The 25,276-nt window shown below is 52.6% G+C and carries 28 protein-coding genes; 6 read left to right on the forward strand and 22 right to left on the reverse strand.

Annotated elements, in window-relative coordinates; genetic code table 11:
- Positions 1-595 precede the first annotated feature (595 nt).
- From CEK60_RS13350 to CEK60_RS13415, 13 genes are all read right to left on the reverse strand, one after another.
- Positions 596-1,519: a phosphatidate cytidylyltransferase gene (locus CEK60_RS13350; protein WP_089039433.1), complete on the reverse strand. Its 924-nt coding sequence runs from the start codon at positions 1,517-1,519 to the stop codon at positions 596-598.
- Positions 1,516-2,154, reverse strand: coding sequence for a lysophospholipid acyltransferase family protein (locus CEK60_RS13355; RefSeq protein ID WP_089039434.1), 639 nt, complete (start codon positions 2,152-2,154; stop codon positions 1,516-1,518). Before CEK60_RS13355 ends, CEK60_RS13350 begins: the two co-directional genes overlap by 4 nt.
- 88 nt (positions 2,155-2,242) lie before the next feature.
- Complete coding sequence (locus CEK60_RS13360; RefSeq protein ID WP_089039435.1) at positions 2,243-2,857, reverse strand: CDP-alcohol phosphatidyltransferase family protein; 615 nt, start codon at positions 2,855-2,857, stop codon at positions 2,243-2,245.
- A gap of 182 nt (positions 2,858-3,039) precedes the next feature.
- Entirely contained in the window at positions 3,040-3,606 is a 567-nt protein-coding gene (locus tag CEK60_RS13365) for a DUF6891 domain-containing protein (RefSeq protein ID WP_089039436.1), read from the reverse strand.
- A 369-nt stretch (positions 3,607-3,975) separates the two neighbouring features.
- A complete protein-coding gene (locus CEK60_RS13370) occupies positions 3,976-4,377 on the reverse strand; it encodes a PaaI family thioesterase (protein WP_089040925.1) in 402 nt (133 codons plus the stop codon).
- Positions 4,378-4,439: 62 nt separating this feature from the next.
- Positions 4,440-5,066, reverse strand: a complete 627-nt coding sequence (locus CEK60_RS13375; protein WP_089039437.1) for a LysE family translocator — start codon at positions 5,064-5,066, stop codon at positions 4,440-4,442.
- A gap of 287 nt (positions 5,067-5,353) precedes the next feature.
- A complete protein-coding gene (locus tag CEK60_RS13380) occupies positions 5,354-6,778 on the reverse strand; it encodes a bifunctional diguanylate cyclase/phosphodiesterase (protein WP_089039438.1) in 1,425 nt (474 codons plus the stop codon).
- A 422-nt stretch (positions 6,779-7,200) separates the two neighbouring features.
- Entirely contained in the window at positions 7,201-7,488 is a 288-nt protein-coding gene (locus CEK60_RS13385) for a helix-turn-helix domain-containing protein (RefSeq protein ID WP_089039439.1), read from the reverse strand.
- A gap of 423 nt (positions 7,489-7,911) precedes the next feature.
- Positions 7,912-8,247: a zinc ribbon domain-containing protein YjdM gene (locus CEK60_RS13395; RefSeq protein ID WP_089039441.1), complete on the reverse strand. Its 336-nt coding sequence runs from the start codon at positions 8,245-8,247 to the stop codon at positions 7,912-7,914.
- Between the two features lie 141 nt (positions 8,248-8,388).
- Positions 8,389-10,023, reverse strand: coding sequence for an ABC-F family ATP-binding cassette domain-containing protein (locus CEK60_RS13400; protein WP_089039442.1), 1,635 nt, complete (start codon positions 10,021-10,023; stop codon positions 8,389-8,391).
- 245 nt (positions 10,024-10,268) lie between these two features.
- Positions 10,269-11,222, reverse strand: a complete 954-nt coding sequence (gene mmuM, locus CEK60_RS13405; RefSeq protein WP_089039443.1) for a homocysteine S-methyltransferase — start codon at positions 11,220-11,222, stop codon at positions 10,269-10,271.
- Positions 11,219-12,661: an amino acid permease gene (locus tag CEK60_RS13410; protein WP_089039444.1), complete on the reverse strand. Its 1,443-nt coding sequence runs from the start codon at positions 12,659-12,661 to the stop codon at positions 11,219-11,221. The genes mmuM and CEK60_RS13410 overlap by 4 nt, the downstream gene beginning before the upstream one ends.
- A 240-nt stretch (positions 12,662-12,901) precedes the next feature.
- Positions 12,902-14,050: an MFS transporter gene (locus CEK60_RS13415; protein WP_089039445.1), complete on the reverse strand. Its 1,149-nt coding sequence runs from the start codon at positions 14,048-14,050 to the stop codon at positions 12,902-12,904.
- Positions 14,051-14,194: 144 nt separating this feature from the next.
- Between CEK60_RS13415 and CEK60_RS13420 the strand changes: the two genes are divergently transcribed.
- Together CEK60_RS13420 and CEK60_RS13425 are read left to right on the forward strand one after the other, a co-directional pair.
- The gene (locus CEK60_RS13420) at positions 14,195-15,082 is read left to right on the forward strand and encodes a LysR family transcriptional regulator (RefSeq protein WP_089039446.1); all 888 of its coding nucleotides are present in this window, start codon (positions 14,195-14,197) and stop codon (positions 15,080-15,082) included.
- A gap of 140 nt (positions 15,083-15,222) precedes the next feature.
- Complete coding sequence (locus CEK60_RS13425; RefSeq protein ID WP_089039447.1) at positions 15,223-16,191, forward strand: zinc-binding metallopeptidase family protein; 969 nt, start codon at positions 15,223-15,225, stop codon at positions 16,189-16,191.
- Positions 16,192-16,256: 65 nt separating this feature from the next.
- Here the strand turns inward: CEK60_RS13425 and CEK60_RS13430 are convergent, their stop codons facing one another.
- Complete coding sequence (locus CEK60_RS13430) at positions 16,257-17,150, reverse strand: dihydrodipicolinate synthase family protein (RefSeq protein WP_089039448.1); 894 nt, start codon at positions 17,148-17,150, stop codon at positions 16,257-16,259.
- Between the two features lie 192 nt (positions 17,151-17,342).
- Here CEK60_RS13430 and CEK60_RS13435 point away from each other — a divergent pair, with 192 nt between their 5' ends.
- Both CEK60_RS13435 and CEK60_RS13440 read left to right on the forward strand, forming a co-directional pair.
- Entirely contained in the window at positions 17,343-18,173 is an 831-nt protein-coding gene (locus CEK60_RS13435) for a helix-turn-helix transcriptional regulator (protein ID WP_089039449.1), read from the forward strand.
- Positions 18,174-18,215: 42 nt separating this feature from the next.
- Positions 18,216-18,848, forward strand: a complete 633-nt coding sequence (locus CEK60_RS13440; RefSeq protein ID WP_089039450.1) for a LysE family translocator — start codon at positions 18,216-18,218, stop codon at positions 18,846-18,848.
- Positions 18,849-18,907: 59 nt separating this feature from the next.
- On the opposite strand, the gene CEK60_RS13445 is transcribed toward CEK60_RS13440, so the two are convergent.
- The 5 genes from CEK60_RS13445 to CEK60_RS13465 all read right to left on the reverse strand — a co-directional run bounded on the left by CEK60_RS13445 (position 18,908) and on the right by CEK60_RS13465 (position 21,334).
- On the reverse strand, positions 18,908-19,144 hold the full coding sequence (locus tag CEK60_RS13445; RefSeq protein WP_089039451.1) for a helix-hairpin-helix domain-containing protein: 237 nt from the start codon (positions 19,142-19,144) through the stop codon (positions 18,908-18,910).
- Positions 19,145-19,235: 91 nt separating this feature from the next.
- On the reverse strand, positions 19,236-19,595 hold the full coding sequence (locus tag CEK60_RS13450; RefSeq protein ID WP_089039452.1) for a VOC family protein: 360 nt from the start codon (positions 19,593-19,595) through the stop codon (positions 19,236-19,238).
- A 23-nt stretch (positions 19,596-19,618) separates the two neighbouring features.
- On the reverse strand, positions 19,619-20,083 hold the full coding sequence (locus CEK60_RS13455; RefSeq protein WP_089039453.1) for a YpsA SLOG family protein: 465 nt from the start codon (positions 20,081-20,083) through the stop codon (positions 19,619-19,621).
- 79 nt (positions 20,084-20,162) lie between these two features.
- Positions 20,163-20,483: a hypothetical protein gene (locus CEK60_RS13460; RefSeq protein ID WP_089039454.1), complete on the reverse strand. Its 321-nt coding sequence runs from the start codon at positions 20,481-20,483 to the stop codon at positions 20,163-20,165.
- Positions 20,484-20,593: 110 nt separating this feature from the next.
- On the reverse strand, positions 20,594-21,334 hold the full coding sequence (locus CEK60_RS13465; protein ID WP_089039455.1) for an ArsR/SmtB family transcription factor: 741 nt from the start codon (positions 21,332-21,334) through the stop codon (positions 20,594-20,596).
- Between the two features lie 75 nt (positions 21,335-21,409).
- Here CEK60_RS13465 and CEK60_RS13470 point away from each other — a divergent pair, with 75 nt between their 5' ends.
- Positions 21,410-21,760 (forward strand): NIPSNAP family protein, encoded by a 351-nt coding sequence (locus CEK60_RS13470; RefSeq protein ID WP_089039456.1) that lies wholly within the window; start codon positions 21,410-21,412, stop codon positions 21,758-21,760.
- Positions 21,761-21,820: 60 nt separating this feature from the next.
- Positions 21,821-22,168: an antibiotic biosynthesis monooxygenase family protein gene (locus tag CEK60_RS13475; RefSeq protein ID WP_089039457.1), complete on the forward strand. Its 348-nt coding sequence runs from the start codon at positions 21,821-21,823 to the stop codon at positions 22,166-22,168.
- 173 nt (positions 22,169-22,341) lie between these two features.
- Here CEK60_RS13475 and CEK60_RS13480 read toward each other — a convergent pair whose 3' ends face one another.
- The 3 genes from CEK60_RS13480 to trpB all read right to left on the reverse strand — a co-directional run bounded on the left by CEK60_RS13480 (position 22,342) and on the right by trpB (position 25,182).
- The gene (locus tag CEK60_RS13480; protein WP_089039458.1) at positions 22,342-22,962 is read right to left on the reverse strand and encodes a LysE family translocator; all 621 of its coding nucleotides are present in this window, start codon (positions 22,960-22,962) and stop codon (positions 22,342-22,344) included.
- A gap of 154 nt (positions 22,963-23,116) precedes the next feature.
- The gene (gene trpA, locus CEK60_RS13485) at positions 23,117-23,956 is read right to left on the reverse strand and encodes a tryptophan synthase subunit alpha (protein WP_089039459.1); all 840 of its coding nucleotides are present in this window, start codon (positions 23,954-23,956) and stop codon (positions 23,117-23,119) included.
- Positions 23,957-23,976: 20 nt separating this feature from the next.
- Positions 23,977-25,182, reverse strand: coding sequence for a tryptophan synthase subunit beta (trpB, locus tag CEK60_RS13490; RefSeq protein WP_089039460.1), 1,206 nt, complete (start codon positions 25,180-25,182; stop codon positions 23,977-23,979).
- Positions 25,183-25,276 lie beyond the last annotated feature (94 nt).

The raw sequence follows: 25,276 nt of genomic DNA on the forward strand, positions 1-25,276 counted from the left end.
CCACGATAGGCAGCCCACGCTGGGAGTAACGTTTGCGCCATAGATTAAAAGCGGAGAACCCAATAACGGGGGCCAGTGGTATGAAAACGCCGAAAGTACTTAAACCAAGGCCGCCGCCAACGTGCAGTGACTGCATTACAGCCAGGAAGACCAACAAGCCCACCAGCAAAAGGTTTACGGTTGCTGATGCGCGCCGGCTAAGGAAGCTCAGGCCTGCGCACGCAACGAGCGCGAGAACTACGATTAAACTATAGACCGTGTGAACTGATACTGGTCCATTCGACATTGACCAGTTGATCATAGACACGTACCAAATAAAGAGACCACAAAGAATGTTCGAAATGTACATGGGCTATCTCGGTGACAAACACTTTGTACAGCGGCAAAAGGTAAGAATGCTCGGCATCAAAGGCGCAAGCTGCTGCACTTTGTTAAAGACTTCCATTAGTTTGAAGTCTCTTGGCACTTTTCTATGATGCATAAGAACCATATAAAAAAATAACATCCAGAGCAGTTACGCGATTTGAATCCCATCTTTGGATCATGCTTTAGCCTATCGCCTTCGGGTATGGCCTGGCAGCTTTTGGGTGGACGATCACGCCCACCAGTAGCGCACCACATGAAAAAACACCGGCGCGGCGAAGCAGACAGAGTCAATACGGTCGAGCATGCCACCGTGCCCTTCTATCATATGCCCCCAGTCCTTGACGCCTCGATCACGCTTGATCGCCGACATCACCAGACCACCGGCGAAGCCCAACAGATTCACAAGCAGTGCAATAAGTGCCGCCTGCCAGGGTGAGAAAGGAGTTATCCAGTACAGGCCAGCGCCCACCATCGTCGCCAGGAATACCCCGCCCAGCAACCCTTCCACGGTTTTGGAAGGCGACAGTTTGGGGGCCACCTTATGTTTGCCGAACAGCTTGCCGCAGCAATACTGCAACACATCCGATAGCTGAACCACGAGGATCAGCCAGGCGATAAGCATCAGGTTGCGCCCTTCATAGCCCGCTATATTCAGCGTCATTAACGCAGGAACGGCAGAGACACAATAAACCGCGATCATCAGCCCCCATTGCACTTTGGCGGTGCGTTCCAGGAAATGGGTGGTGTCGCCGCCGAGTGAGGACAGAATGGGCATTAAAAGAAACAGATAGACGGGGATAAAAATACTGAATAAGCCGTACCAATGTGTGGCTATCAGCAGATACTGTACCGGCAAGGCAAAATAGAAAGCCGCCACCAACGCCAGGTAATCACTATCCCGCGTTGGGGTCAGGGTCAGAAACTCCCTCAGGGCGTAAAACGACACCAAAAAAAACAGCAGAATCACACCATACAGGCCAAACATGAAGGCGATGCCGATGGCGAATACCATCACCCACCAGGCATTGATTCTGGCATTAAGATTAGCAATCACCGCATTGTTGCCCTTGCGCCAGGCCAGTAACCTGCCCGCCAGAGTTGCCACTAACAAGAGCAGCCCAATACCAGCAAACAGCCATAATGTCTGGTTCATACGTCCTCCTGTGACATGTCGAGCAATGCCAGTTGCAGCCGCTCAAGAAAGGCCGCCTTAGTTTCTTCACCCTGAAGCTTGATCGGTGCACCGAAACGCAAGGTACATAGCAGCGGTAAGGGAAGATAACGCCCTTTGGGCATGGCGCGATTCAGGTTGGTAATCCAGACCGGTATCAGTTCCAGGTCAGGGAAGGCATGGGCTAGGTGATAAATACCACTTTTGAAAGGCAGCAGCGGCGCCTCACTCAGGTTACGCGTACCTTCCGGAAAAAAGATCAGCGAGTCGCCATTCGCAAGTGCCTGCTGGACGGGTGCCAGAGGGTTCCCCTCACCTTGGTTCCCTCTTGGAACCAGTACAGCATTGAACACCCGCTGGCTGATAAAACGCTTCAGTGCTGTGTCCTCCCAGTATTCGGCACCGGCCACCGGGCGGGTTCTTTTCCTGAGCAACGCCGGAAGTGAGGCCCACGACAACACAAAGTCGCCGTGACTGCTGTGATTGGCAAAGTAGAGCCTTTGATGATGGCTGGCGTTGCAGCCCAGCCAAAGTGCTCTAGCACCTGTGATAAGCCTGGCGGCTAAGGTAATGCAATAGGCGGTTATGCCCGCGAACCAGCCGATCAACGTATTCATGGGTAACGGTCAACTCCTGTCAGGGAGATAGAAAACCTGGCAACACTTGAATGCTGCCATCGTCCTTGGATGGTTTTGGAGGGATGCCTTAATGCTTGCCATCCGCCTGCGTTAAACCGGACGTTACCCGGTTGAAAATAGTGACGCCTAGCAAAAGGATGACCGCAGAAAAGATCAAATTCAGCCAGAAAGCAGGTAGCCAGCCCAGCGCGACGAGCAGCCCCAGCGTACCAAATATTAGGGCGCGGTCACTTTTGCCCATGGGGCCATCATAGCGACGCTCGGCCCCTACCATCACACCGAGCACACCCGCGTACTCACTGACAATGGCCAGCAGGGTCAGCGCAATGATCAACGCAGGTTCAACCCCGGTCAGCAGGGCGAAAGGCAAATAGAGAATCGCATCAGAAACGATATCGGCCAGCTCATTAAGATAGGCGCCAAGACGGGACTGCTGGGAAAATTCGCGCGCCAACATGCCGTCGATAGCGTTGAGCGCCATTCTTATGAGCATCCAAAGTGGGATAAAGGCAAACAGCCAGGTGTGGGGCAACAGCAATAACAGGGTTCCGAGTAACAGGGAGCCCACGGCTGCCATAACAGTGACCTGATTGGCAGTAATGCCACTGTTATATAGACGAGTCACTAGAGGGCGAAGAAGGTTCTGAAAACGGGATTTCAATTGGTAAACAGACAGGCTCATTGGCGTTAACATCCTGTTAGAAAAATGATAATTCTCACCGCATTCCCTGAAATACCGGGCCATTGCTTAAAAGCCCTGTCCGATACCTCTACACGCACTGTTACGCGCTGCGTGGGTATTGCTTGATAAAATTTCTTAACTGTCGTGGCCCGTGTGATAGCCCCACTTGGGAGATACGACCACTATATGCCGCTACCTGAACGATGCTTCCAGTCAAACGCAGGGATATTAATTCTTTGATTGGCCGTGCCATCCCAGTCCAGGTTAAACCCTGCCCTTTCCAGCTCTTGCTGTATGGTTTGAGCTACTTTAATTTTTTCCGGTACATCACCATTAACGTGATCATAAGCCAACATCAGCCCTGCGCCTGAAACAGCGCGCTCTACATCCTGACCATGATAGAAACAATAGCCGAAGAAGGTACCTTTCGGGTATTCATTCAAGGCTTCGCTTGAATCGGCATGCCCATCAGACATCGTATATCCGGCATAATGTAAACAGAGAACACCTCTGTCTCGCAGGGATTGAAATGCACTATCCAGTCGATCCAGATCTGTCACTCTGGGCCATGTCTTTTCAGCTTCATGTTTCTTCTTAAACTCGCTGTTGACTGACTCACGCAACATATCTTCATCTGCCTCCTCTTCAAGCAGGTCAGAAATTTCTTCCTGAATGTCTTCTCGTGCATGAAACCCACCCCAGACAAGCGTCTTAACAATGTCTAAAGTATATTGATCCACTTTATTCATACTCTTTTCCTTAGTTGCCTGAAGATTGCTGTTACACAATTACGGCATATAAACGCACTGGAATGTGGCTGGCTCAATCCTGAATATTGACCTAAATGCCTTTACGCTTGATGGCTGCTAGAAACTCGTACAGAGAGGCGTTATCAAAGGCGTTCATGGCGAAATCGAGTTTGAAATAATCGCCGTCACTTAGCGCAAACGTCAGCCGGGAGGCGGCGTTGCTTTGAGCGTCGCCCTGAAATGCCCTTCATGATGAGCTGATTACCTCTCAGGGAAAGCTGGTAGGACGACAGCGCTGTCAGCAGCCACTTCACATAGATGTAAAACAGGCCACCCAGTAACAGCAGTCCGCCACAGCGCTTGGTTAGATTACGATGCAGCAATCCTGCTTATCGTGCCAAGAGAAACGGCTACCAGTTTTTCCTCACCATCTGCTTGAGCGTAGACCTTACACTCACAGGTCGCTTGCCGTTTTCCAGAATATAAGACCGTTGACCTAGCGATCAATTTATCTCCGATCGCGGGTCTAACATAGTTTACTTTGTACTCTGACGTGACACAGCTTCCTAACACTGACGCTCCGGCAAAGGTAATACAATTATCCGCCAAATAGCTAACGACACCACCATGCGCAAAACCATTGTTTTGCTTGAGATCATCTCTAATCTCAAGGCTCAACTCAGCACTTCTGGCCTCAAAAGCTTCCAACTTTGTTCCCAACAGCAAGCTGAAAGACTGTTGTGACAGAATCTCTCTTCCTTTCTCTAACATATCGCTCAATGTTCAGCTCCTTCCCCGTACTCTGGAGATCTAACAACTATTAGACAGCGCTTTCACCTCTGCTTCATGAACGCCACAGCCAGACCCGATGAGACAAACGTAACGCCTGCTCCAACATTTAAGCCAGAAACCAATTTGGGTTTGTTTCTCAGCCATTCCGATAATCTAGATGAAAACACGCCCATGAGGCTGAAACCTGCCGCTGTTAAAACCGCAAACCAAACACCATAGCCAATCATTTGCCAAGTCACAGAGCCCAAATTAGGGTTTACGAATTGAGGGACAAATGCGAGCACAAACATACCCGGCTTAGGGTTGAGTGCCGCTGAAAGGAAGCCCGTTGAAAATATCGTTTTTAAAGACTGTTTTTTTGCAGGCTCTAAGGAAAATAGATTTCTAGAGCGAAGGACTTTAACTCCTAACCAAATGAGATAGCCCGCACCAATAATCTTGACCACATAGAACGCCAGCTCAGACGTTTGAATTAAAAGAGTCAGCCCAAATGTCGCCGCTAGCACGTGGAATAGAATTCCCATTCCAGACGATAAGCCAGAAACGGTTGCGGCCAATCTGCCTTGGCTTAAACCTCGTCCTATCGCCAGCATGTTATCTGGCCCAGGGGAAATCACTAACAGCAGACACGCCAGTGTATATGTAGCCAACACTTCTAATGGAAACATGTCATCTCCTTCTACCTGTAACCGAACGTCATCGCCAGCGGGACTTCCTGTTCAGGTGGTGGTTAACAACGCTATTGTTAGGTTCGTTGAGTTATATAGCAGAGAACTCTATTAACTATCTAGCCTGCAGCAGCCCTCCTCGCGGGTGCGCCGGAGGCTTACCACGCGCTACATAACCATAAGTCTTCATCTGTCGCCGCTGTTTCGCACAAACGTCAGCCGTGAGGCAGCTTTACTTTTGCCTTGATGTAAGCTGTTGCATGGATTAGCGCAAGCTTGCGAGCATCTTAATGGATTGTATGAGAGGCAAGACACACACGGTCTCTACCTTCTTGCTTGGCTTTGTACATAGCCTCATCAGCACGAGCCAATAAGCTTTCGGGAGACTCTCCATTTTCCAACATGGCGACCCCAACACTCATGCTTAGCGTAGTAGACTCTCCGCTGCCAAAATCGACCGGCGAAACCGCTAAACGCTTTCTCAGATTATTGCCCAATTTCTGGCTGGCTTCCAAGTTTGCACCGGGTAGGAAAAAGACAAATTCTTCCCCTCCTATACGGCCACAAAAATCAGTTTTGCGCCCTACCTCCGATGCTAAACGAGCAAATTCAGTCAATGCTAAATCACCTGCAGCATGCCCCCATTTATCATTAATCTTTTTGAAATAATCAATATCTATCGAAAGAACACTGAAACTATTACCAAACCGTGATGCTTGGTTTACTAGTTCACTCAGGCGCTCCATTGTTGCGCGTCGATTTGGCAAACCAGTCAATCCATCAATGCTTGCCAGACGCTTCATTTCCTCCTCAGACTGCTTCTTATACAGGAGATAACTAACAGTATCTGAAAGCAACGCAACAAGAATATGATCATCCCTGCAAAATGGCTCAACCGGAGAAGGGCTAGAAAAATTAATAGTTCCATATAGCTGGCCAGACAACCATATCGGAGCTCCTATATACGACTCCAATTTGAAGTTTGCGTAGCATGGATGGTTTTGAATTTCACTTTTCGCCACGAAATGAAAACCGACCGACTTACCCGCACTTAACGTGTGAACACAATAAGTTCCCGATAAGTCAAACGTTGTTAATGGTTCCAGCTCTCCTTTGAGATCAACGCAGTATTCGATGGTGTATTGGCTTCCCACAATACGAGAAACAATCGCTTTTTCGAGACCAAAATGGTCCAGGCCAACCCGAAGCAATCGTTCTATTTTATTACTCTGGCTCAGCGCGACATCTGAAGTTATGTTTTGGATCTTTTGTAGGGTATCCAAAGATTGATCTGTTGAGCGAGCTGGGCGGACAATACCAATAAATCCGGTTACTGTCCCATCCTTAGCCCGCATAACTGCCCCCGTCGTCAGGCCAAAAAACTGCTCTCCATCCGAGCGGCGATATGCAACTCTGTAGTTCTCCGCAGCTATTTTGCTAGAAGTATTAAAACGTATCCGACCTTGTTCGAAAAAATCGTTTTCATCGGCATAGAGTATTTTTGCCTCTTCACCATACAGCGCGTTCTTTGAGTATCCAAACAGCCGCTCTGTCGCAGAATTCACATAAACCATACGACGACTTGCGTCGGTAATGACAACGGCTTCTTCAAAAGCGTCGAATACTTCGGTGAAGAGTGATGGTGAAATCGAATTTACGCCGCCGCCATCAACTAAAGCTTTAGTCGTTTCGCCTAGCTTATCGTCTTTCATAGACACACCTTTCATGAAACCATGCGACTTTATCCAGCAATAGTTGACACTGATTTAAGCGATCATTCGGGCTTCGAAAGTCTCTGGGCTGATCATATCCCGTTAGCACTGTGCCGCCGTTGTTTGTTGTACTCCACGATGTACTCAAACACCTGACACCTCATATCGCCTCGCATTTTAAATGGCTACCCATGGATAGCCATCTCACAGTGCCTTTTAGGATCTGTTCGTCTAACCACCATGATAGCTCTCTAGGCGAGTGAGGGTGACTCAGACAAGTGGTAGCATACAAAATGGCAATTCCCATTAGCAGGCTAATCGATGCTAATAAGCTGTGGCATGGCAGGTAGCCACTTTCACGGCTTTCAAACCTTTGGTGATGGCGAGCATCCGGGCGCCCTTAGCAAAACACATTGTTTTATTTAGTGAAGTTGCTCAAAGACTTCAGGGTGTTGCTCAGCAATTCGCAACAGAGCAACTGCCGGGCCTTGAGGCTCTCTGCGGCCTTGTTCCCAGTCCTGAAGTGTACGTATGCTGACCCCAAGAAGACCTGCAAAGGCTGATTGCGATAGGTTCAGTTTATGCCGAATTATTTGAGGGGGTGAGGGCTCTGCTAACTCATGAGTTCGCAGAGCTACTTTGCCTTTCTTGAACTGTTTGATCTCATTGATACCGTCTAGAATCTCTGCCCCAAGGTTTCTATCAACCATTTTTGATTGCCTCCGCTATTTGCTTGAGCATGTGCCCAGGAATACTGGCACGCTCCGTTTTACTGTACAGCGTGAGCATCCATATCTCGTGATCGGACTTCTTCCAATAATAGATAGCCCTGACACCACCGCTCTTTCCTGAATCTACTGATGACCAGCGAACCTTACGAACACCCCCCGAACCTTTGATGAGGTCTCCCGCGTCCGGTTTCTGTAGCAGATACACTTGCAGCCCACGGTATTCCTCATCCGTGAGGTAGTTCGGTAATAGCTTGGTGAATGTTGAGGTTTCGATGAATAACATCAATAAAATATACGGCCATGCCGTATAAATATCAAGATTGGGTTAGCTAAGCTATCAATAGACCTACCTATCCATTAGCGCAGGTAGAACGCTTTGTGCTAACACAAATTGCCATCTATTCAGGCTTTTTTCACAAACTGGGCGGTGACCATCATGTCGCCAGCGCCATCGACCTTGCAGTCGAGCTGGTGGTCTTTGCCCTCTTTGAGCCGCTTAATGACCGCCTTGGTGCCAATCTTAAGCACGATTGAGCTGCCTTTGACCTTGAGGTCTTTGATAAGCGTTACCTTGTCGCCTTCAGCAAGCAGACTGCCATTGGCATCTTTCACCGTGACGGTATCTTCCGCTTCAACCTCGGAAGGGTTCCATTCGTGGGCGCATTCCGGGCAGATGAAAAGGCTTTGATCCTGGTAGACGAATTCAGATTGGCAATTGGGGCAAGGTGGGCATGACATGGGGGGAGACTTCTGTGGTTGGATTGGCTGCTTATGATACTGAGCCTTTGCAGCCTTGGCGAATGCACACAGGCAGGTTCACTGGGAAGCGGTGCCTGTTGATGGCTCAGTGTTTGAATCGTCGCGGGCTAAAGCCGCCTCCTACGGGGCGTGTGGTAGGAGGTGCAGTACGATCAAACGCCAGCCTTGCTCGGTTGCTAGCAGGCGGTCTGTTAGCGCTAGGTTATCCAGAAAGGCATCGTCGTGGGATACCACCACTAACGCGCCTTGGTAACTGCGCAGCATGGTTTCCAATGCTTGCGCTGAAGGCAGGTCAAGATGGTTATTTGGCTCGTCCAGGAGCAATAGTTGCGGTGGGGAATCGGCGTAGAGGATGCAGGCCAGCGCGCCTTTCAGGCGCTCTCCGCCGCTTAGCCGCCCACTGGGCGTGGTGATTTTTTGCGCGCCTAGGCCTAGTTGGGCAAGCCGCATGCGCAGATCCCCTTCGCTGGCGGTTCGGTTGGCTTGCTGCAGTTGTGCGAGCAGCGTTTTTGCTGGGTCTAAATTCCCCAGTTGCTGGTCGAGATAGGCGCTTTCAGGCGTTATGTTGCGGGCTCCTGACAAGGGCTCAATCTGGCCCGCCAGCACGCGGAGCAGCGTGGATTTACCACAGCCATTCGGGCCGACGATGCCTAGTCGCTGCTGCCCTTTCAGCATTAGATTAATGTGCCGAGTAGCGCCCATAACGAACGGTAGCTCAACCCTTTCTAACTCCGCCAAACAGCGCTTGGCGGCCTGGGTAACGGGTATTTCATGCAGGTTGATTTGTGTCTCGTTTTCAACCTGCTTTGCGGCGTCACGCACACGTTGATTCAGCTGCGCCTGACTGGCCGCCTGCTTTTGGCGCAGCGCGCCCGCCGAGGTTTCGCTGCGCTCTTTCTGGCGATCTAACAGGATCTTAGCCTGGTTGGCCTCCTTGCCCAGCCGGTTGCCGCGAGCCTGGCGTTTCTCCTGACGTTCACGCTGCTTGCGCATCGCGCGCTCTTCGCGTTGGCGTTCGAGCTTTCGCTGGCTGAGCTGATCAAGGGCAGCCTGCTGCTCGTGCGCTTTGGCTTGAGCATAGAACGTGTAGTTGCCGCCGTAGCTGTGCAGCCCTAAGGGGGACAGTTCCACGATACGCTCCATGGCTTCCAGCAGTTGTCGGTCATGGCTCACCACAATCAGCCCACGCGGCCAGCGCTGCAGCTGTTCAATAAGTGCCTGCCGATTGGGTCGGTCGAGATGGTTGCTTGGCTCATCAAGAATCAGGCAATCCGCTCCCGAGAGCATGGCGCCCATTAAGGCCACGCGCATGGCTTCGCCGCCGCTCAATGTGTTCGCGGGTGTGCTGGCCTCAAGATAGCCCAGGCCATTGCGTTCGAGTTCGTGGCGAAATCGCTGGGGCATGTCCCAACGATCCTCGACTGTCTCAAAATCCTCCGGCGCTGTGCTGCCCGCCTCAATGCGTGCCAGCGCATCCAGCGTTGTTCGAACACCGGCAAGATCGGCGACACAAGCGCCCTGCGGCTGCGCCACCTGCTGAGCAAGGTAATGGACGCTGCCGGGGCGCTGACAATGGCCAGTGGTTGGCTGCACTAGGCCCGCGAGGATTTGGGCTAGGACTGTTTTGCCGACACCATTACGCCCCACCAACCCGATTGGGCGGTTATCGAACTGCTCGTGAAGATCAGTGAAAAGCGTTCTGCCATCCGACAGAACGTAGGAAACACCTTTTAAGGTGAGATAGGTATTTGTCATGTGTGATTCCAACGATGCCAAGAACTCTCTCTAGACCCCCTCCCAAGGACCATTTCAAGGACCATTTCAAGGACTATTCCAAGAACTATGCCAAGGACTATCCTTGCTGCTGGGGGGATGGAGACTGGCCGTTATTGCAACGGCGGCATCAATGGTTCATTGGACAAATACCTCTGCTAAACGTGGGAGGACTTAGACCATAATACAAATAACCTTAGTTATCTATATGACTCACTAAGCGGGCGTTACCGCCGCCACTGGGCCAACGCCTGAATATCCGCTGGCGCTGTTCGGCAGCAACCACCTATAGCTGACGCGCCCGCCGCTAGCCATTGTTCGACCCCTTGTGCCAGCGCGGAAGGGCCACTGGCGGTGTGGTCGCATGGGGCCGGGTGCCAGGTTTTGGTCACTGCGTCGTACACTTCCCCTGAATTGGGGTAGACCAATACCGGCAGATCGCACTGACGCCGGATCGCCTGAATCAGCGACTCAATGTGGGGCAAGGCGGTGCAATTCACGCCAATCGCCGCCACGCCTGGGCAATTGGCCAGGGCTGCCGCGCACTCCTCTATTGGCGTACCATCGCTGATATGTTTGCCATCCTTTGCTGAGAAGGTGATCCAGGCCTGTGCGCCGGGATGCTCGGCTAACAAATCGGTGATCGCCAGCGCTTCATCTAATGAAGGCAATGTTTCAGCCGCCAGCAGATCAGCACCTGCCGCTAGCAAGAGTTCAAAACGTTCGCGGTGAAACGCCACCAGCTCTGCACGATCCAGATCATAGCCGCCGCGATATTCACTGCCATCGGCCAGGTAAGCGCCATAAGGGCCAACAGATGCAGCCACCAGCGGTTTGGGGCGATCGGTTTGACCGGGCTGCCAGACCGCATCTCGTGCCTGCTGCGCCAACGTGACCGATAACTGAATCAGCTCCCGCGCTTCCTGCGCTGTTAGTCCTGCCTGCATAAAACCAGGCACCGTGGCCTGATAGCTGGCGGTAATCGCACAATCGGCACCGGCTTCAAAGTAAGCCTGATGAACCTGGCGAATTTTCTCTGGGGCCTGAGCCAACAAGCGCGCTGACCAAAGGGCGTCGTTGAGGTCGCAGCCGAGCGTTTCCAGCTCGGTGGCCATAGCGCCGTCGATAACCATAAAAGGCACGTCAGCCAGCAGGGCTTTGATCGGGTTTAAGTCATTCATACTGGCGTTTCCTCAGCGGCGTTGGACGATTGCGCAAGACGATAAGAGCCCGAACGGTGGCGCACAAAATGCACCAGATAGCACAGACCAATGAAGGGCACACCGAAGTAGAGCGCCACGCGTTGTTGCGGGTCAAAAGCGATACCAATGCACGCTGCCAGACAGGCCGCAAAGGCTATCAGCGGTACCCAGGGGTAGCACGGCGTACGATAAACCAGATCTTTCAGCCGCCCGCCTTCACGCAGGTATTGGCGCCGGAAATTGAGTTGGCTGAGCGCAATCGCCATCCAGACCACCACTACGGCCAAACCGGAGATCGAGACCAACACCAGATAGACGGTTTCAGCGGCATAAACGCTGGAGAACAATGCTCCAAGCCCACCCACCATACTCAGCAAAAGGGCGTTCATCGGAATGCCACGCTTGTTGAGCCGACCCAGCGACTTGGGCAAAGTGCCCTGATCTGACAGCGTCCACAGCATGCGTGCAGAGGCGTAAAGCCCGGAATTGGCCGCCGACAGCAAGGCAGTAATGATCACAAAGTTCATGATATCGGCTGCGCCCGGCACGCCTAAACGCTGAAATACTGCGACAAAGGGGCTCTCACTGAGACCGGCCTGCCCCTGGGGTAATAGCGCCGCAATCACGATGATAGTGCCAACGAAAAACAGTATTAGTCGCCATAGCGTCGCGCGGATGGCCTTAGGCACATTGCGGGCTGGGTCCACCGCTTCTCCGGCGGCAATGCCAATCAGCTCGGTCCCGGAAAACGCAAACATCACCGCCAGCAAGGTGGTGCCAATGGCCAGTAAACTGGGCGACATGGCGCCCTCTCCCCATAAGGCTGATAGCCCTGGTGAAGCAACCTCAGCGCCAGCGGCATCATGCAACGGCACCCAGCCAATGATCGCCATCGCTCCCACCAACACAAACACCACCACCGCGATCACTTTGATCAATGACAGCCAGAACTCGGACTCGGCAAAGAAGCGCGAGGTAAACGCATTCACGCCAAAAACAATTGCCGCAAATAAGCCACTCCAATACCAGCCGGGGATATCGGGAAACCAGCGCCCCATGAAAACCGCCGCCGCGGTGAACTCTGAACCTAGTGCCACCGTCCAGGTGAGCCAGTACATCCAAGCCACCATATAGCCAGTGCCTGGGCCGATATAACGACTGGCATGAGCGCTGAAGGCACCTGAATCCGGCATATGCACCGCCAGCTCGCCCAGGCACATCATCACCAGCCAAGCGACAATACCGCCAACGAGATAGGCCAACACCGCTCCAATAGGCCCGGCCTGCTGCACGGTATAACCGGAACTCAAAAACAACCCAGTGCCAATCACACCGCCCAAAGACAGCATTACCAGATGGCGTGTCTGCATACTGCGCTTGAAGTGCGCACTGTCTTGATCACTTGCTTGCTCACTCATGGTGACATCCCTATCTTTGGCCTAACGAACCAGCATGGCCTCAGGGGCCTGGCTCAAAAAAAGGGGCTCATTTTAGTTCATCACAACCTATCTAAAAAGCATAAAAACAAACATTTATATTCTTATTTTAAATATACAAGCCTGATGTTGGTGATAAGCAACGCTAACTCGATGGATAAGAAGACAGGATGTGAAGACAAATAACGTTCGCTGGCTATGCGGTGTTAGGAAGATTTTCGCTCAGCGCTTTTTAGCGCAATGCCGGGTGCCGATGACTAGGCAAAAGATAACTGCCTGGGCTATCGCTATACTGGTAATTACTCCTTTCCAGGCCCATATCGCAAAGGCATACGCCGCAAGGCTTGCGCCCATTGCGCCGCCTAAATAGTAGCAAGAGAGGTATATGCCAGCGGCAACACCGGCGGGTACGCGGCGCGTGCTGCTTAATAACTGGGTCGTCACTGTTTGGAACATATAGGTTCCTATGGCAAACAGCGCAACGCCCAGCATGATAGACAGGCGTGTTGTGCTAATCAGCCACAGCGATGCCCAAATCAACGCTATGAGTGATATGGCAATCGCTACTTCACTTAGATGGCGCCGCAATAATCTGGCAGTGAGCACGCAGAAAAGTGCGGGCAGACACGCCAGATAAATCGTGCCAATCTGCTGTGAATCCCAATGATAGGGTTCTTGGGCAAGCCATAGACCCAGTGCCGTAAACACCGCGCTTTGCGTGAAGAGCAGCGCAAAACCCGCGAGATAGGCAATGAGCAGCGTATTGTCAGTAAGCGCTCGCCTTGTATATGTCACCGACGTTTGATGCCGTTCCGTACGCTCCATTGGTTCAGCGCCAGTTGTTTTCAGATAAGTAGTTTTCGGAAGAAGATAAATCACCACCGCCGATAGCACCATTAGGCATGCAGAGCTTAAGAACCCCAGTTCCCAACCCATGGCACCAACCGACCAAGCAGGGTAAAACCGGCTGAGTGTGCTGCCAACTATGGTGCCGGTCACGTACAGCGGCACGAAGCTGCTTGGCCGCTGAGAGACCAAATTCATCGTTGCGGTTAATAGAAAGGGAATGACAATGCCTTGGCCTAGCCGCAGTACAAAAAGCACGTCTTGGCTAGTCGTAAATGCCATTGAAGCGTTAATCGCGGCCAATGTGAAAAAGCCAACGACTAATAAGTGCGAGGGGTTGGCATTTTTTGTTACAGCGCCAGTCAGTGGCGCGGTAACCATCATTCCTAGCAACGAGGCCATTGTTAACCAGCCAGCGCCAGTGGCCGTTGTTCCGAACCGCTCTACTAACGCTGGAAACAGCGCCTGAAGCTGGTACAAATTAAAAAAAGCGCCGAGCGATCCAATTATTAAGGCCGTACGCATGGCTTATTCCTGTTTAGACAGGCATTACCATACGTACGCTCAAGGCTCGAATGAAGGTCGGAATCGGTATCGCAGTGATAGCTGTTTCGACAGAGTGCAGCATCAGAAATCAGCGTATGTTGTGGTCACTGGAGGAGCGACAAGATGGTCGAACTGAAACAGATTAAGCACTTTGTTGCCGTTGCTGAGGAGCTTAACTTCAGGCGCGCTGCCGAGCGATTGCATATTACCCAGCCGCCACTGAGCCAGAGCATTAAGTCATTAGAAGAAACCGTGGGTGTGAAGCTGTTTGAGCGCAATACCCGAGGCGTGCATCTCACCAAAGCAGGCGAGGTCTTTCTTGGTGAAAGCTTGGAGATACTCAGTGCTGCACAGCGAGGCATCAGCGTTGCCAGGCAGGCAGCCCAGGGTGAAATCGGCACGCTGCGCCTTGGTTATTCGGCCAGCGCGATTTTCTCTAAACCCCTCACCTCTGCCCTGGCTAAACTGCTCACCGAGCGCCCGCTGATCGAACTGCAGCTGTGCGAAGGGAATGCCCTCTCACATATCGCATCGCTGAAAGCAGGTAAGCTTGACGCTGCGGTACTACGTGCCGACCTGGACGAGAACGCTCTAGCGGGTTTATCGGTTTCCAGGCTGGGAGATGAACCGCTGCTCGCGTTACTCCCCCCAGGCCATCGGCTGCAGGCAAAGCCTTCCATCAATTTTAGCGAGATAGCCAACGAGCGGCTTTTACTACAACCCGCCACGCAAAGAACATTTCTGAGGCGCCAACTGGAGACATTGGCCGATAAAGCAGGGGTTTCTCTCAGCCATGTTGTGGAAGTGCCCGATATCGGCAGTATGCTGTGCTTCGTTGGCGCCGGTATTGGCATTACCATCCTGCCCGCCAGCGCCGCGTCGATGGCTCACGGCCTGATGGCCATACCGCTTGCCGACGGGGGCTCTTCCCCGCCGCTACTGTTAGCCTACAAGAAAGACAACCCTCTGAGTGAGCAGCTTAGGGATCTCGTTGAAGCGCATCCTTCATAAGCTTGGAGAATGGCGTGATAGCAAGCCCCAACACTTGCGCTGCTTTTGCCCAACCACACAGAAATTAAGGTAGATGTGTTTGGCTTAACGCGGCATTGGCTCCTAGACTGAAGTCTCGTTTCTTTTGAGATACCCGACCTATGCGTGTGTTTTCTAATCCGGTCGGTGCCGGTTCACTTTGGTTTGATAATTTGGTGACCGCAGACGGTGTGCCTGTGGCTTACGACCCACAAGCGCGTGCCTTTCTGCCGATGCCGCCCTTCTGCGCCAACCGCGATGTCATTGGCTGCAACTGGATTGCGCCTAAGCAAGGTGGATTCTGCCGTGCCTGCGCAATGACAGCCCTAGCACCCGACCCTTCCATTTCAGATGCCATGCCCAACTGGGCGCAAACGGAGGCAGCTAAACGCTGGGTGATTGACAACCTTGGCCGTTGGAATTGGTTTCGCCCGGAAGATCCTGGCGCGCCACCCGTGTTTCATATGCTGGCCGAAGGGGGAACGCCGGTGCCCATGGGGCATGTGGGCGGTGTGGTTACCATCAGTGTCGCAGAAGCTGATGCAGTGTTACGCACAACTCGCAAAGAGGCATTGGCAGAGCCTTACCGCACGATGATTGGCCATATGCGCCATGAAATCGCCCATATGCTGTGGTGGCGGCTGAGCTTACGGGATGACTTTCTTGATGCGTTTCGTGAGATGTTTGGCGATGAGCGCGAGGATTATCCAGCAGCGTTGCAGCACTATTATCACAATGGCCCGCCTGCGGATTGGCGGCAGCGGTTTCTGTCTACCTATGCGTCCTCCCACCCTCATGAGGATTGGGCGGAAACCACCTCGCACCTGCTGCACCTGACCGATATCACCGATAGTTTTGTGTCGGCAGGCATGACCTCGCCGGCCTTGCCCAACACCTATGGTTGGGATGCTTACGCCGAACCGGACGCTGAGCGCTTAATCCACATCGCGGCATCATTAGTCGCCGGGGTTAACCATGTAAACCGCTCGATGGGGCTTTCGGATCTTTATCCGTTTGTGCTTTCCGACCCGGCGATGCGCAAGCTAGCCTTCGTGCATAATTGGCTACGGCGCGGTGCTCAAGGGCTTTAATCCGCATCTGCAACAGGCCCTGGGGAAGTCAGCGCTTTAGCCAGGGCCTACCATCGATAAACGCGTTAGCTTAGTTGCAAAGCATCAATCACCGCCGCCACCCTTTTCCGCGCATCGCCTTGCAGCGTTTGTAGCGGCTGGGGCAAACAGGGTTGGCTTACTGTTCCGGTAAGTTCTGCAATGGTAGCGACTACCCGCAGGCTGCCGCCGAAGTCACGGTAGAGCGCCCATAACGGTTCAAGCGCAGCGGAAAGCGCGTTGGCGTCTTTTGCGTCTCCCGCTTGGGCGGCACGGGTTAGCGCCAGCGCAGTTTCAGGGTATAGCCCACCAATCACCGAGTACCAAGCATCGCAGCCAGCAAGCATGCCCGTGGCAGCCGCTGGGTCGCCGCTAATGCCGATGGTTACGTCGCTGGGAATTAACCCACGCAGCCGTGCCACGCGCTCCTGTGCGGCGGCTATATCATTCTGCACTGGAGGAATTTTAATCGAGCGAACCTGGGGCAGTTGGGCGATGCGACCATGCAGTTCATCACTGAATTCAAAGTGCGTAGTGCCTGGGTTGTCATAGACACATAGCGGCACACTCAGCGAACGACAAACCGTTTCGAAAAGACCAAATACCTCATCCTCGGTCAGCTTTTGATAAGACACTGGCGCCAACAGCACGCCACTAGCGCCTGCTTGCTGGGCGCTTTCTGCATTGGCCAGTACATCACGGGTGCGGAGCGAACCTATGCCCACCACCACTGGCACGCCGGCGGCATGCTCAACGCACAGCTTGGCTACGCGGGCGCGTTCTTCACTATTTAAATAAGCGTAGCTGCCCGTCGACCCCAGCACGCCGATAGAATCCACCCGCGCTTCCACCAAGCGTTCCACTAAACGAGCAAACTCATGCTCATGTATGCCCTGCTCGTTCATGGGGGTTAGCGGAAAAGCGCTCAAACCAGTGAACATGGTGAATGATCCTTTTACGATGACAGATAAGAGGCTAATAACATACGTGATGCTGCATGATGAGGCTAGAGAGTCTCTCAAGGTTAGTTAGCAATTATGTACAAGCATTTGATACCCAGGAGCGCATAAGCTAGGTGGTAGTACTTAACCAATAACGCTTAACCAAGGGCGCTTAACCAGGAGAGGCTTGGCATGGCGAATACAAGCCGGTTTCAATTCATCAAAAGTCAGCATGTGCCAACACTGACGGTGCTTCAGGCGGCAATTGAAGATTTCAGCTATGACCGTCATGCCCATGAGGAGTTTGCCTTCGGCGTAACGCTGGCCGGGCGTCAGGATTTTTTTAGCGGCGGACAGTTCCACAAAAGCCCACCGGGCAATGTGATCCTGTTCAACCCTGAGGAGGTTCACGATGGCCAACCAGGCGGTGAGCATGCACTGGACTACCTGATGGTTTATGCCCATCCAGAACAGGTCAAGCCGCTGTTCGCTGATGCGCTTGGGCGCGAACATGCCACGGATTTTCGTTCCAACCAAACACTGATTCAGGATGTGCAACTGCGCCATGCCATTTTGGAACTGGCGCGCTTGGTCACCTCCCAAGCAGGTAGCTGTATTGATCAGGAAAATGCGCTTTATCGGGTTATCGAGAGAACCGTTCAACTCGGCGGCATTTCACAACCCAACCCAATCACAAGTCGACCTGATGCCCTGCTAGGTCTGGCTAAGGAGTATATCCACGCCCACTTGGAAAGCGATATGTCGCTGGATGATATTTGCCAGGCAGCGCATTTATCCAAGTACCATTTCTTGCGCCTGTTTCGCCAGCATTACGACATTACCCCTCATCAGTACGTGATTAATTGCCGAATCAATGCGGCGCGTACTGCACTAGACGCTGGAGCCCCACTTAACGAAGTGGCGCTACGCTTTGGCTTTGCCGACCTTAGCCATTTTAATCGGCGCTTTAAGCGCATTTATGGCATGACACCCCACCAATACCAACGCGATATCGCGCGTTAATCCCCAGTTTTAGAACTGCCATTAAACAAACGAGGCTTCACCATGCTAGGAATCGTCGCCTATGCCCTAGGCGCTATGTATACCCCTGGGCCTGTGAATCTGCTGGGCTTAAACGTTGGCATCAATGGCCAAGCCAAAAAATCGCTCGGTTTTTGTCTGGGAGTAGGCACCGCGATGTTTACTTACTTATTACTATTGGGCTGGGCAGGCGCCGCTTGGATCGACAATGAAGCACTGATCGTTGTGAGCGCGTTGGGGTGTAGCTATATTGTTTATCTCGCAATAAAAATTGCCCGTTCAAGTGCTGATTTAAGTAGCGATTTAAACACCCAGTTAAACAACCATGACCACACCGCACATCTGCTGCGTTTTCGTGATGGGTTGGTGATGCAACTGCTTAACCCAAAAGCCATTATTGCCACCCTACCCCTTGCCACACTGCAATTTCCTGCGGCGGGTATTGAGGGGATTAGCTTGGTGGTTTGGGCATTCGGGCTGGCAATATTAGCCGCTGGCGCACCCGGCAGTTATGTCTTGATGGGCAGCTTGGTTGGCCATCGCATTCAAAGCGCAGGGATCATTAAGGGCTTCAACTGGGTAATGGCGGGGCTACTGGTCGCCGTGGCGTTATCGATTGGCTATGAGCATGTTTGGCTGCCGCTTAATGCTAGCTAGCCTGATGACACAGGTAGCGAGCATTCTAACCATTGATTGCTCGCTACATTTGCGGTGTGTCACACACCCTCTTGAGCCCTGGCAATAGCGGCAGAAATAGCTGCCTTTGCCTGCGGGCTGTTTTTCCAGCAGGTAGTGTGCAGCATGGCGGCCACCATTTCTGCTATCTCATCAACTTGGCGGGCGGCCAGCCCAGTAAATGAGTCGATACCAATCTCTTCAAAACGCTTGAGGACGGTAGGGCCAACGCCTTTGACACTTAAAAGCGCATCTCTTTCGGCATCAGAAAAGGCCACTCATGTACTCCTTTCTCACAAGCTCTTCTTTAACAAGCTCGATGGGGTTAAAAAATCGTTGGGGTTAAAAGGCCTTTGGGGCGTTCGCGTTTTAAGTGCGCGCCTCTGACCAAACCGCAAACTCATTGCCACTGGGTTCTAGGAAGTGAAAGCGAAAGCCGCCTGGGAATTCGAAAATAGGCTGGATGACGTCACCACCGCTTTGCTCTACCTTATCGAGCGTTGCGTTAATATCCGCGCTATAGAAAACCAGCAGTGCGCCGCCATTAGCGGTTCGACTGCAAGCATCTGAATGATAAAAGCCGCCATCTAATCCCTGGTTGGAAAACGCGCTGTATTCAGGGCCGTAATCGACGAATTCCCAGCCGAACACCGCCGTGAAAAACGTTTTTGTCGCCGCTAAATCTTTCGCTGCAAACTCGACGTAATTAAGCTTTTCATGCAGGTGCATAGGTCTGTTCCTTTAAACTTAGTCTAGCGTGACTGCTTAATAACCAGTTCAATCGCTTGCTTAACGTACGCGTACATTACCGGGCAAGTGCTGGCTCTGGGGCCTGCCACGTTTAAGACGCTAATGTTGCGATCATGCACAAAGTCAGCCAGCAACATCGCTGCGTGCAATGGGTCTATCAGCTCAATATCAATTAGCTTGTAGGGTTTTGATTGCTGAATACAGAAAAGTGCAGTGGCTTCTGTTCCCCCTTGAAGATAAGACGCATAGAAGATAGCGGTGCCATCCGCGTTCTGTACATTTTGATGGTTGCGCTGACGGTAATCACCGCTGACCTCTTCGAGGGTATAGATACTGCTCATTGGCCCATCTTCGGCCATTCTGCCCACCGGGCACGTTCCACCAATGGGAAAATCTAATGTTAAGGCAGCATCGAGAGCCGCCCTATCAGCGCCTGTTTGGCCGCCACTCATAATTTTGGAAAGCATAAATTAGCCACGTGTCTCTGATCGAGCGGCAAACGCGTTTGCCACGCGGTGTTGTAAGTAAAAACGGACGTTGTAAAACCTACTGCCCGAAGCCTATCCCCAAGCTCAGTGCTTGAAGACCATCGAACTCAACGCTAACGTCGTCTGAAAACACCGGGTGCCCTTGCACCACCATGTTCACTGCTGCCTGAGAACCGCGGTAAGTAACGGTTACTGTCAGTTCTGCAGAGGTGTTAATCGGCGCGAATAGACCATACTCAACGTTATCAACACTCACCGAAGACAGACCGCGATCATCCAATTGCTGCTGCACTTCTTGTTTTACGGCGACACCGTAATAGATATAGATGCCCACGTAGCCAATTGCCAGTAGTACGATCAGTGAAAAGAGCTTCCTCATTATTTCCCCCCGGTGCGACGAAATCCTTATGGTTGCCGCCTTCGGCCAGCAATCACGAGCGCTGATAATGCCTGCGGTAGTAAGTAGCTACAAGCACTGAAAAATGAACATTATTTACAAACAAGCGAGAAGGATTCTAATGGTGAGGTGTCGGGAGTAAGTGGCATGTTGTGCACTGCGAACATTGCCCGCAGCGACGCTTCCCCTTTGGCACTGAAAACGATAACGCGGGAGTCTTCCTCCCGTTTCGCCCAGCCAAGCGCCTGAATTCGAGCAAGCAGCGCCGCCCCGAGCGCGCCGGCAAGATGATTCCTACGCTCGCTCCAATCCAAACACGCTCGACAAAATGATCGCTTCGAAGAAGCCAGCGCGTCTGCATCAATGCCATGTTTCTGGAACCACAGCCGTCCCTGGTTAGTCAGCTGTAGTCCGCCTGGAAGCTGCTGAAGGATATCTGTCTCGAGCATCTGCTCGTACACAAAAACCCCCAATTCCCCTGCAAGGTGGTCGTAACAAACTCGCGCCTTGCGCAGCGCGGGGTCGCGCGGGCCGGTGGACAGATGCTTATCGTCACCTCGGAAAGCGAGGCCCATCAGCGACTCCAAAAGTTCAGCAACATGTGGCCCCGCCAGCCTAAAATAGCGGTGGCGCCCCTGCTTCTCGACCGCGAGCAGTCCTTCCTCTCGCAGCTTTCCGAGGTGGAAGCTCATGGTTTGCTTAGTCACACCGGCCATATTTGCCAGTTCAGTCGCCGTTAGCGCGCGATCAGACATTAAGGCACAGAGCGCTTCCGCCCGAGCGTTATCTCCGATCAGTGCGGCGACGCGCACAATGTTAGGGGCTTCATTCATGGTTCGATCTTAGTCGAACCATTTGGGTGCGGCAATTAGGTATCGTCTCCGTTGCATTTTAACGGAGATAATCAGATGAGCATTACCTGCATCATTCGCTACGAGATCGACCCCTTTCAGCGCGACGCCTTCAAGCAATATGCGGAAAACTGGGGAAAAATAATTCCCTGGTGTGGAGGCCATCTTATTGGCTACTTCCTGCCTTTAGAGGGCACCAACAATATCGCCTGGGGCCTCATTGCCTTCGATAGCCTAGCTTCCTATGAGGCCTATCGCGCTCGGCTGAGATCTGATGAAGGAGGACACGCGAACTTCACAATGGCCCAAGAGCAACGATTCATCCTCAAAGAGGAGCGCAGCTTTGTAGAAGTGGTAGACGGCACCTTGGGCATTGAGGCTGTCGATGTAATGAACGTATCGACGTAACGACGCTGTGAACATAAAGAATCTGAGAATATAAGAACTTATGAATACAAGGAATCTGCCATGATCGCTGTGATATTCGAAGTGCTTCCACATACTGACCGTTATCAAGACTACTTGGATACTGCCAGCGCATTACGCCAAGATTTGGAAGCTATCGACGGTTTTCTATCGATTGAGCGCTTCGAGAGCCTGACGCAGCCCGGCAAAGTGCTGTCGCTGTCTTTTTGGCGGGATGAAGATGCCGTGAAGCAGTGGCGTTCGCTTGAATCTCACCGAGCGGCTCAGAAAGCTGGTCGACAAGATATCTTTGCCGACTACCGGCTGCGTGTCGCTTCCGTCATCCGAGACTACGGAATGAACGACCGGCGCGAGGCTCCTGAGGATTCGCGTCACGCGCACCACTCGTAGAACGATTGTGGTCGGTGGGCAACACAACATGCGCCACACCGACCTCAAGACGTTCAGCCAACTGACTGGATGCCAACGGAGATACTAAGGGTGGTATTGCCCTTTTTCATGCATGCCTCATCACAGTCAGCAAAGGAATTTAGCGTATTTAAACAGCGAGTCTTAACGCTTACTCACCCTTTTTTAGCCAGCAATAGCCCTACCCCGGCGCTGGCTAACAGGCCCGCACAGCCGCGGTTAAATAAGCGCCGCATGGCTGGTCGAGAAAACCACTGGCTCAAAAAGCTACCTGCATAGGCGTAACCAGCAATCGCTACCCATTCCAATAGTAAAAACAGCACACCTAGCACCAAAAACTGCAGACCTACATTGCCGCTAGGTTCCACGAACTGCGGTAGGAAAGCGGTAAAAATCAGAATGGCTTTGGGGTTACCAGCAGCAAGCAAGAACTCTTGTCGCGCCAGCTCAAATAGGCTCATACGTTGGGTTTCAGCGCTATCACTTGCGGTAGTGTCGGCGCCCCATAGCTGATATGCCAGCCATAACAAATAGAGGCCACCAACCAGCTTAATAACGAGGAAGACTTTTTCAGAGGTGTAAAGCAGCGTCGCCAAGCCAGTCGCTGCCAGCGTAATCATGCCGACGAATGCTATTAGCCGCCCAATACCCGCTAAACAAGCTGCCCGAACGCCATAGCGTTTAGCATTGGTTAATGAAAGCAGGTTATTAGGGCCAGGCGCCATATTAAGAGCGAAGCAGGCAGGGATAAAAAGCAGCAGTGTTGTCAGGTTCATAAAAGCCCGTTCCTAGTAGCTCGCGTGAGCTTCCACTCATTATTTCACCATCGATCCAGCTAGATTAACCTTTAATTAGGATTTTGCTCAACGTTAAAAAAAGCAGGCGCTGCTGGCCTGCTCTCTTAACGTATCGTTTTTTACTCTGCTGGTATCAACAAACTTGTGACTCACTCACCTCCCTGCACACCCTGACGCTTTCTGCCAGCTCACTGACTAAGCCATGCACTCGCTCAACGGCTTCATCAGGCGTGCTGGCATGTTCGATGCAGTCAACAAGCGCGGAGCCGACCACCACCGCATCGCTAAAGCGCCCAATAGTAGCGGCTTGTTCGGCGGTGCGAATGCCAAAGCCAACGGCAATGGGTAGCTCGGTGCATTCGCGGAGCTGAGCGACCGACGCCTCTAGCCGTTCTGGTGTTGGCGCACTACCGCCAGTAACCCCCGCCACCGATACGTAGTAGATAAACCCAGAGGTGTTGCTGAGTACTTTGGGCAACCGTTTGGCATCGGTAGTCGGAGTAGCCAGGCGGATAAAATCAATGCCGTGCTGAGCTGCTGGCTGACAGAGTTCTTCATCATGCTCGGGGGGTAAATCCACCACAATCAGGCCATCGACCCCAGCACTGGCGGCCTCCGTTAGAAAGCGCTCAACGCCATAGCAGTAAATCGGGTTGTAGTAGCCCATCAGTACGATAGGCGTGGTGCTATCCTGTTCGCGGAAACAGCGCACCATCTCCAACGTTTTAATTTGGGTTTGGCCGCCTTCAAGTGCACGCAGCGCGGCTTTTTGAATCGCGGGACCATCAGCCATAGGATCACTGAACGGCATGCCGAGTTCGATGATATCCACCCCTGCTTCTGGTAACCCATGTAGCAGACGACGTGAAGTCTCCGCGTCTGGATCACCTGCGGTGAGGTAGCTAACCAGCGCTGGGCGATTCTGCTGCTTGAGCGCGGCAAAGCAGTCTTTAAGACGAGTGGGGGTATTCATAACAGTCTCCTGATTCGCGCTCATTGGAATTTCTCACCTAGATGATGGGCGACGCTCATCATGTCTTTGTCGCCACGACCGCTAAGGTTGACCACCATTAAGTGTTCACGGGGAAGCTGGGGCGCACGCTTAGCCACTTCCGCCAAGGCGTGGGCAGTTTCCAGGGCGGGAATAATGCCTTCCTGACGGCAGCAGATTTGGAAAGCTTCCAGTGCTTCATCGTCAGTGGCGGAAACGTACTCAACCCGTCCCTGCTCGTGGAGCCATGCATGCTCTGGGCCGATACCGGGATAATCCAGCCCCGCGGATATTGAGTGGGCGTCAATAATCTGGCCATCTTCGTTTTGCAGCAGGTAGGTGCGGTTACCATGCAGTACGCCAGGCGTCCCGCCGTTCAAGCTGGCGGCATGCAGGCCGCTTTTAACACCTTTGCCGCCCGCTTCTACGCCAATCATCTGCACATCTGGGTCGTTTAAGAACGGATGGAACAGCCCCATCGCGTTTGATCCGCCACCAATACAGGCCACCAGCGAATCCGGCAAACGCCCCTGCTTTTCGAGCATTTGGCTGCGGGTTTCATGGCCAATCACCGCTTGGAAGTCACGCACCATCGCAGGGTACGGGTGCGGCCCAGCCACGGTTCCAATAATGTAGAAGGTGTCGTCGACATTGGTCACCCAGTCGCGCAGCGCTTCGTTCATGGCATCTTTGAGTGTGCCAGTGCCGGAGGTAACGGGAATCACCTCAGCCCCCAGTAGTTTCATGCGGAACACGTTAGGCTGCTGGCGTTCGATGTCGGTTGAGCCCATATAGATGACACACGGCAGACCAAAACGCGCTGCTACCGTGGCGGTGGCCACTCCGTGCATACCGGCGCCGGTTTCAGCAATGATGCGCTTTTTGCCCATCTGCTTGGCTAGCAGTACCTGGCCAATGCAGTTGTTAATCTTGTGCGCGCCGGTGTGGTTAAGCTCTTCGCGCTTGAGATAAATACTCGCCCCACCGAAGTATTCGGTCAGCCTTTCAGCGAAATAAAGTGGGCTTGGCCGCCCGACGTAATCCCCTTGAAAGTAGGCTAACTGGCGCTGGAATTCAGGATCATTTTTAGCAGCAGCGTACTCATCTTGCAGCTCTAAAATGAGCGGCATGAGTGTTTCAGCGACAAAGCGGCCGCCGAAGCTGCCAAACAGTCCGTTGGCATCGGGCAGGTTCACGAATTGGTTCATCACGACCTCTGAGTGCGGTATGGGAAGCGGTTTTGATTGCAATGAAAGTAGCGCAAGCGCACGAAGATAAAAATCGATAAGATGTCACCAATAG

The organism is Halomonas sp. N3-2A (assembly GCF_002216165.1).
GTDB lineage: Bacteria > Pseudomonadota > Gammaproteobacteria > Pseudomonadales > Halomonadaceae > Vreelandella.

What these genes read in the sequence shown, in the direction of transcription:
- CEK60_RS13350 (WP_089039433.1), bottom strand. Translation starts at nt 1,519, where the DNA reads ATGAACCAGACATTATGGCTGTTTGCTGGTATTGGGCTGCTCTTGTTA.
- CEK60_RS13355 (WP_089039434.1), bottom strand. Translation starts at nt 2,154, where the DNA reads ATGAATACGTTGATCGGCTGGTTCGCGGGCATAACCGCCTATTGCATT.
- CEK60_RS13360 (WP_089039435.1), bottom strand. Translation starts at nt 2,857, where the DNA reads ATGAGCCTGTCTGTTTACCAATTGAAATCCCGTTTTCAGAACCTTCTT.
- CEK60_RS13365 (WP_089039436.1), bottom strand. Translation starts at nt 3,606, where the DNA reads ATGAATAAAGTGGATCAATATACTTTAGACATTGTTAAGACGCTTGTC.
- CEK60_RS13370 (WP_089040925.1), bottom strand. Translation starts at nt 4,377, where the DNA reads ATGTTAGAGAAAGGAAGAGAGATTCTGTCACAACAGTCTTTCAGCTTG.
- CEK60_RS13375 (WP_089039437.1), bottom strand. Translation starts at nt 5,066, where the DNA reads ATGTTTCCATTAGAAGTGTTGGCTACATATACACTGGCGTGTCTGCTG.
- CEK60_RS13380 (WP_089039438.1), bottom strand. Translation starts at nt 6,778, where the DNA reads ATGAAAGACGATAAGCTAGGCGAAACGACTAAAGCTTTAGTTGATGGC.
- CEK60_RS13385 (WP_089039439.1), bottom strand. Translation starts at nt 7,488, where the DNA reads ATGGTTGATAGAAACCTTGGGGCAGAGATTCTAGACGGTATCAATGAG.
- CEK60_RS13395 (WP_089039441.1), bottom strand. Translation starts at nt 8,247, where the DNA reads ATGTCATGCCCACCTTGCCCCAATTGCCAATCTGAATTCGTCTACCAG.
- CEK60_RS13400 (WP_089039442.1), bottom strand. Translation starts at nt 10,023, where the DNA reads ATGACAAATACCTATCTCACCTTAAAAGGTGTTTCCTACGTTCTGTCG.
- mmuM (WP_089039443.1), bottom strand. Translation starts at nt 11,222, where the DNA reads ATGAATGACTTAAACCCGATCAAAGCCCTGCTGGCTGACGTGCCTTTT.
- CEK60_RS13410 (WP_089039444.1), bottom strand. Translation starts at nt 12,661, where the DNA reads ATGAGTGAGCAAGCAAGTGATCAAGACAGTGCGCACTTCAAGCGCAGT.
- CEK60_RS13415 (WP_089039445.1), bottom strand. Translation starts at nt 14,050, where the DNA reads ATGCGTACGGCCTTAATAATTGGATCGCTCGGCGCTTTTTTTAATTTG.
- CEK60_RS13420 (WP_089039446.1), top strand. Translation starts at nt 14,195, where the DNA reads ATGGTCGAACTGAAACAGATTAAGCACTTTGTTGCCGTTGCTGAGGAG.
- CEK60_RS13425 (WP_089039447.1), top strand. Translation starts at nt 15,223, where the DNA reads ATGCGTGTGTTTTCTAATCCGGTCGGTGCCGGTTCACTTTGGTTTGAT.
- CEK60_RS13430 (WP_089039448.1), bottom strand. Translation starts at nt 17,150, where the DNA reads ATGTTCACTGGTTTGAGCGCTTTTCCGCTAACCCCCATGAACGAGCAG.
- CEK60_RS13435 (WP_089039449.1), top strand. Translation starts at nt 17,343, where the DNA reads ATGGCGAATACAAGCCGGTTTCAATTCATCAAAAGTCAGCATGTGCCA.
- CEK60_RS13440 (WP_089039450.1), top strand. Translation starts at nt 18,216, where the DNA reads ATGCTAGGAATCGTCGCCTATGCCCTAGGCGCTATGTATACCCCTGGG.
- CEK60_RS13450 (WP_089039452.1), bottom strand. Translation starts at nt 19,595, where the DNA reads ATGCACCTGCATGAAAAGCTTAATTACGTCGAGTTTGCAGCGAAAGAT.
- CEK60_RS13455 (WP_089039453.1), bottom strand. Translation starts at nt 20,083, where the DNA reads ATGCTTTCCAAAATTATGAGTGGCGGCCAAACAGGCGCTGATAGGGCG.
- CEK60_RS13460 (WP_089039454.1), bottom strand. Translation starts at nt 20,483, where the DNA reads ATGAGGAAGCTCTTTTCACTGATCGTACTACTGGCAATTGGCTACGTG.
- CEK60_RS13465 (WP_089039455.1), bottom strand. Translation starts at nt 21,334, where the DNA reads ATGAATGAAGCCCCTAACATTGTGCGCGTCGCCGCACTGATCGGAGAT.
- CEK60_RS13470 (WP_089039456.1), top strand. Translation starts at nt 21,410, where the DNA reads ATGAGCATTACCTGCATCATTCGCTACGAGATCGACCCCTTTCAGCGC.
- CEK60_RS13475 (WP_089039457.1), top strand. Translation starts at nt 21,821, where the DNA reads ATGATCGCTGTGATATTCGAAGTGCTTCCACATACTGACCGTTATCAA.
- CEK60_RS13480 (WP_089039458.1), bottom strand. Translation starts at nt 22,962, where the DNA reads ATGAACCTGACAACACTGCTGCTTTTTATCCCTGCCTGCTTCGCTCTT.
- trpA (WP_089039459.1), bottom strand. Translation starts at nt 23,956, where the DNA reads ATGAATACCCCCACTCGTCTTAAAGACTGCTTTGCCGCGCTCAAGCAG.
- trpB (WP_089039460.1), bottom strand. Translation starts at nt 25,182, where the DNA reads ATGAACCAATTCGTGAACCTGCCCGATGCCAACGGACTGTTTGGCAGC.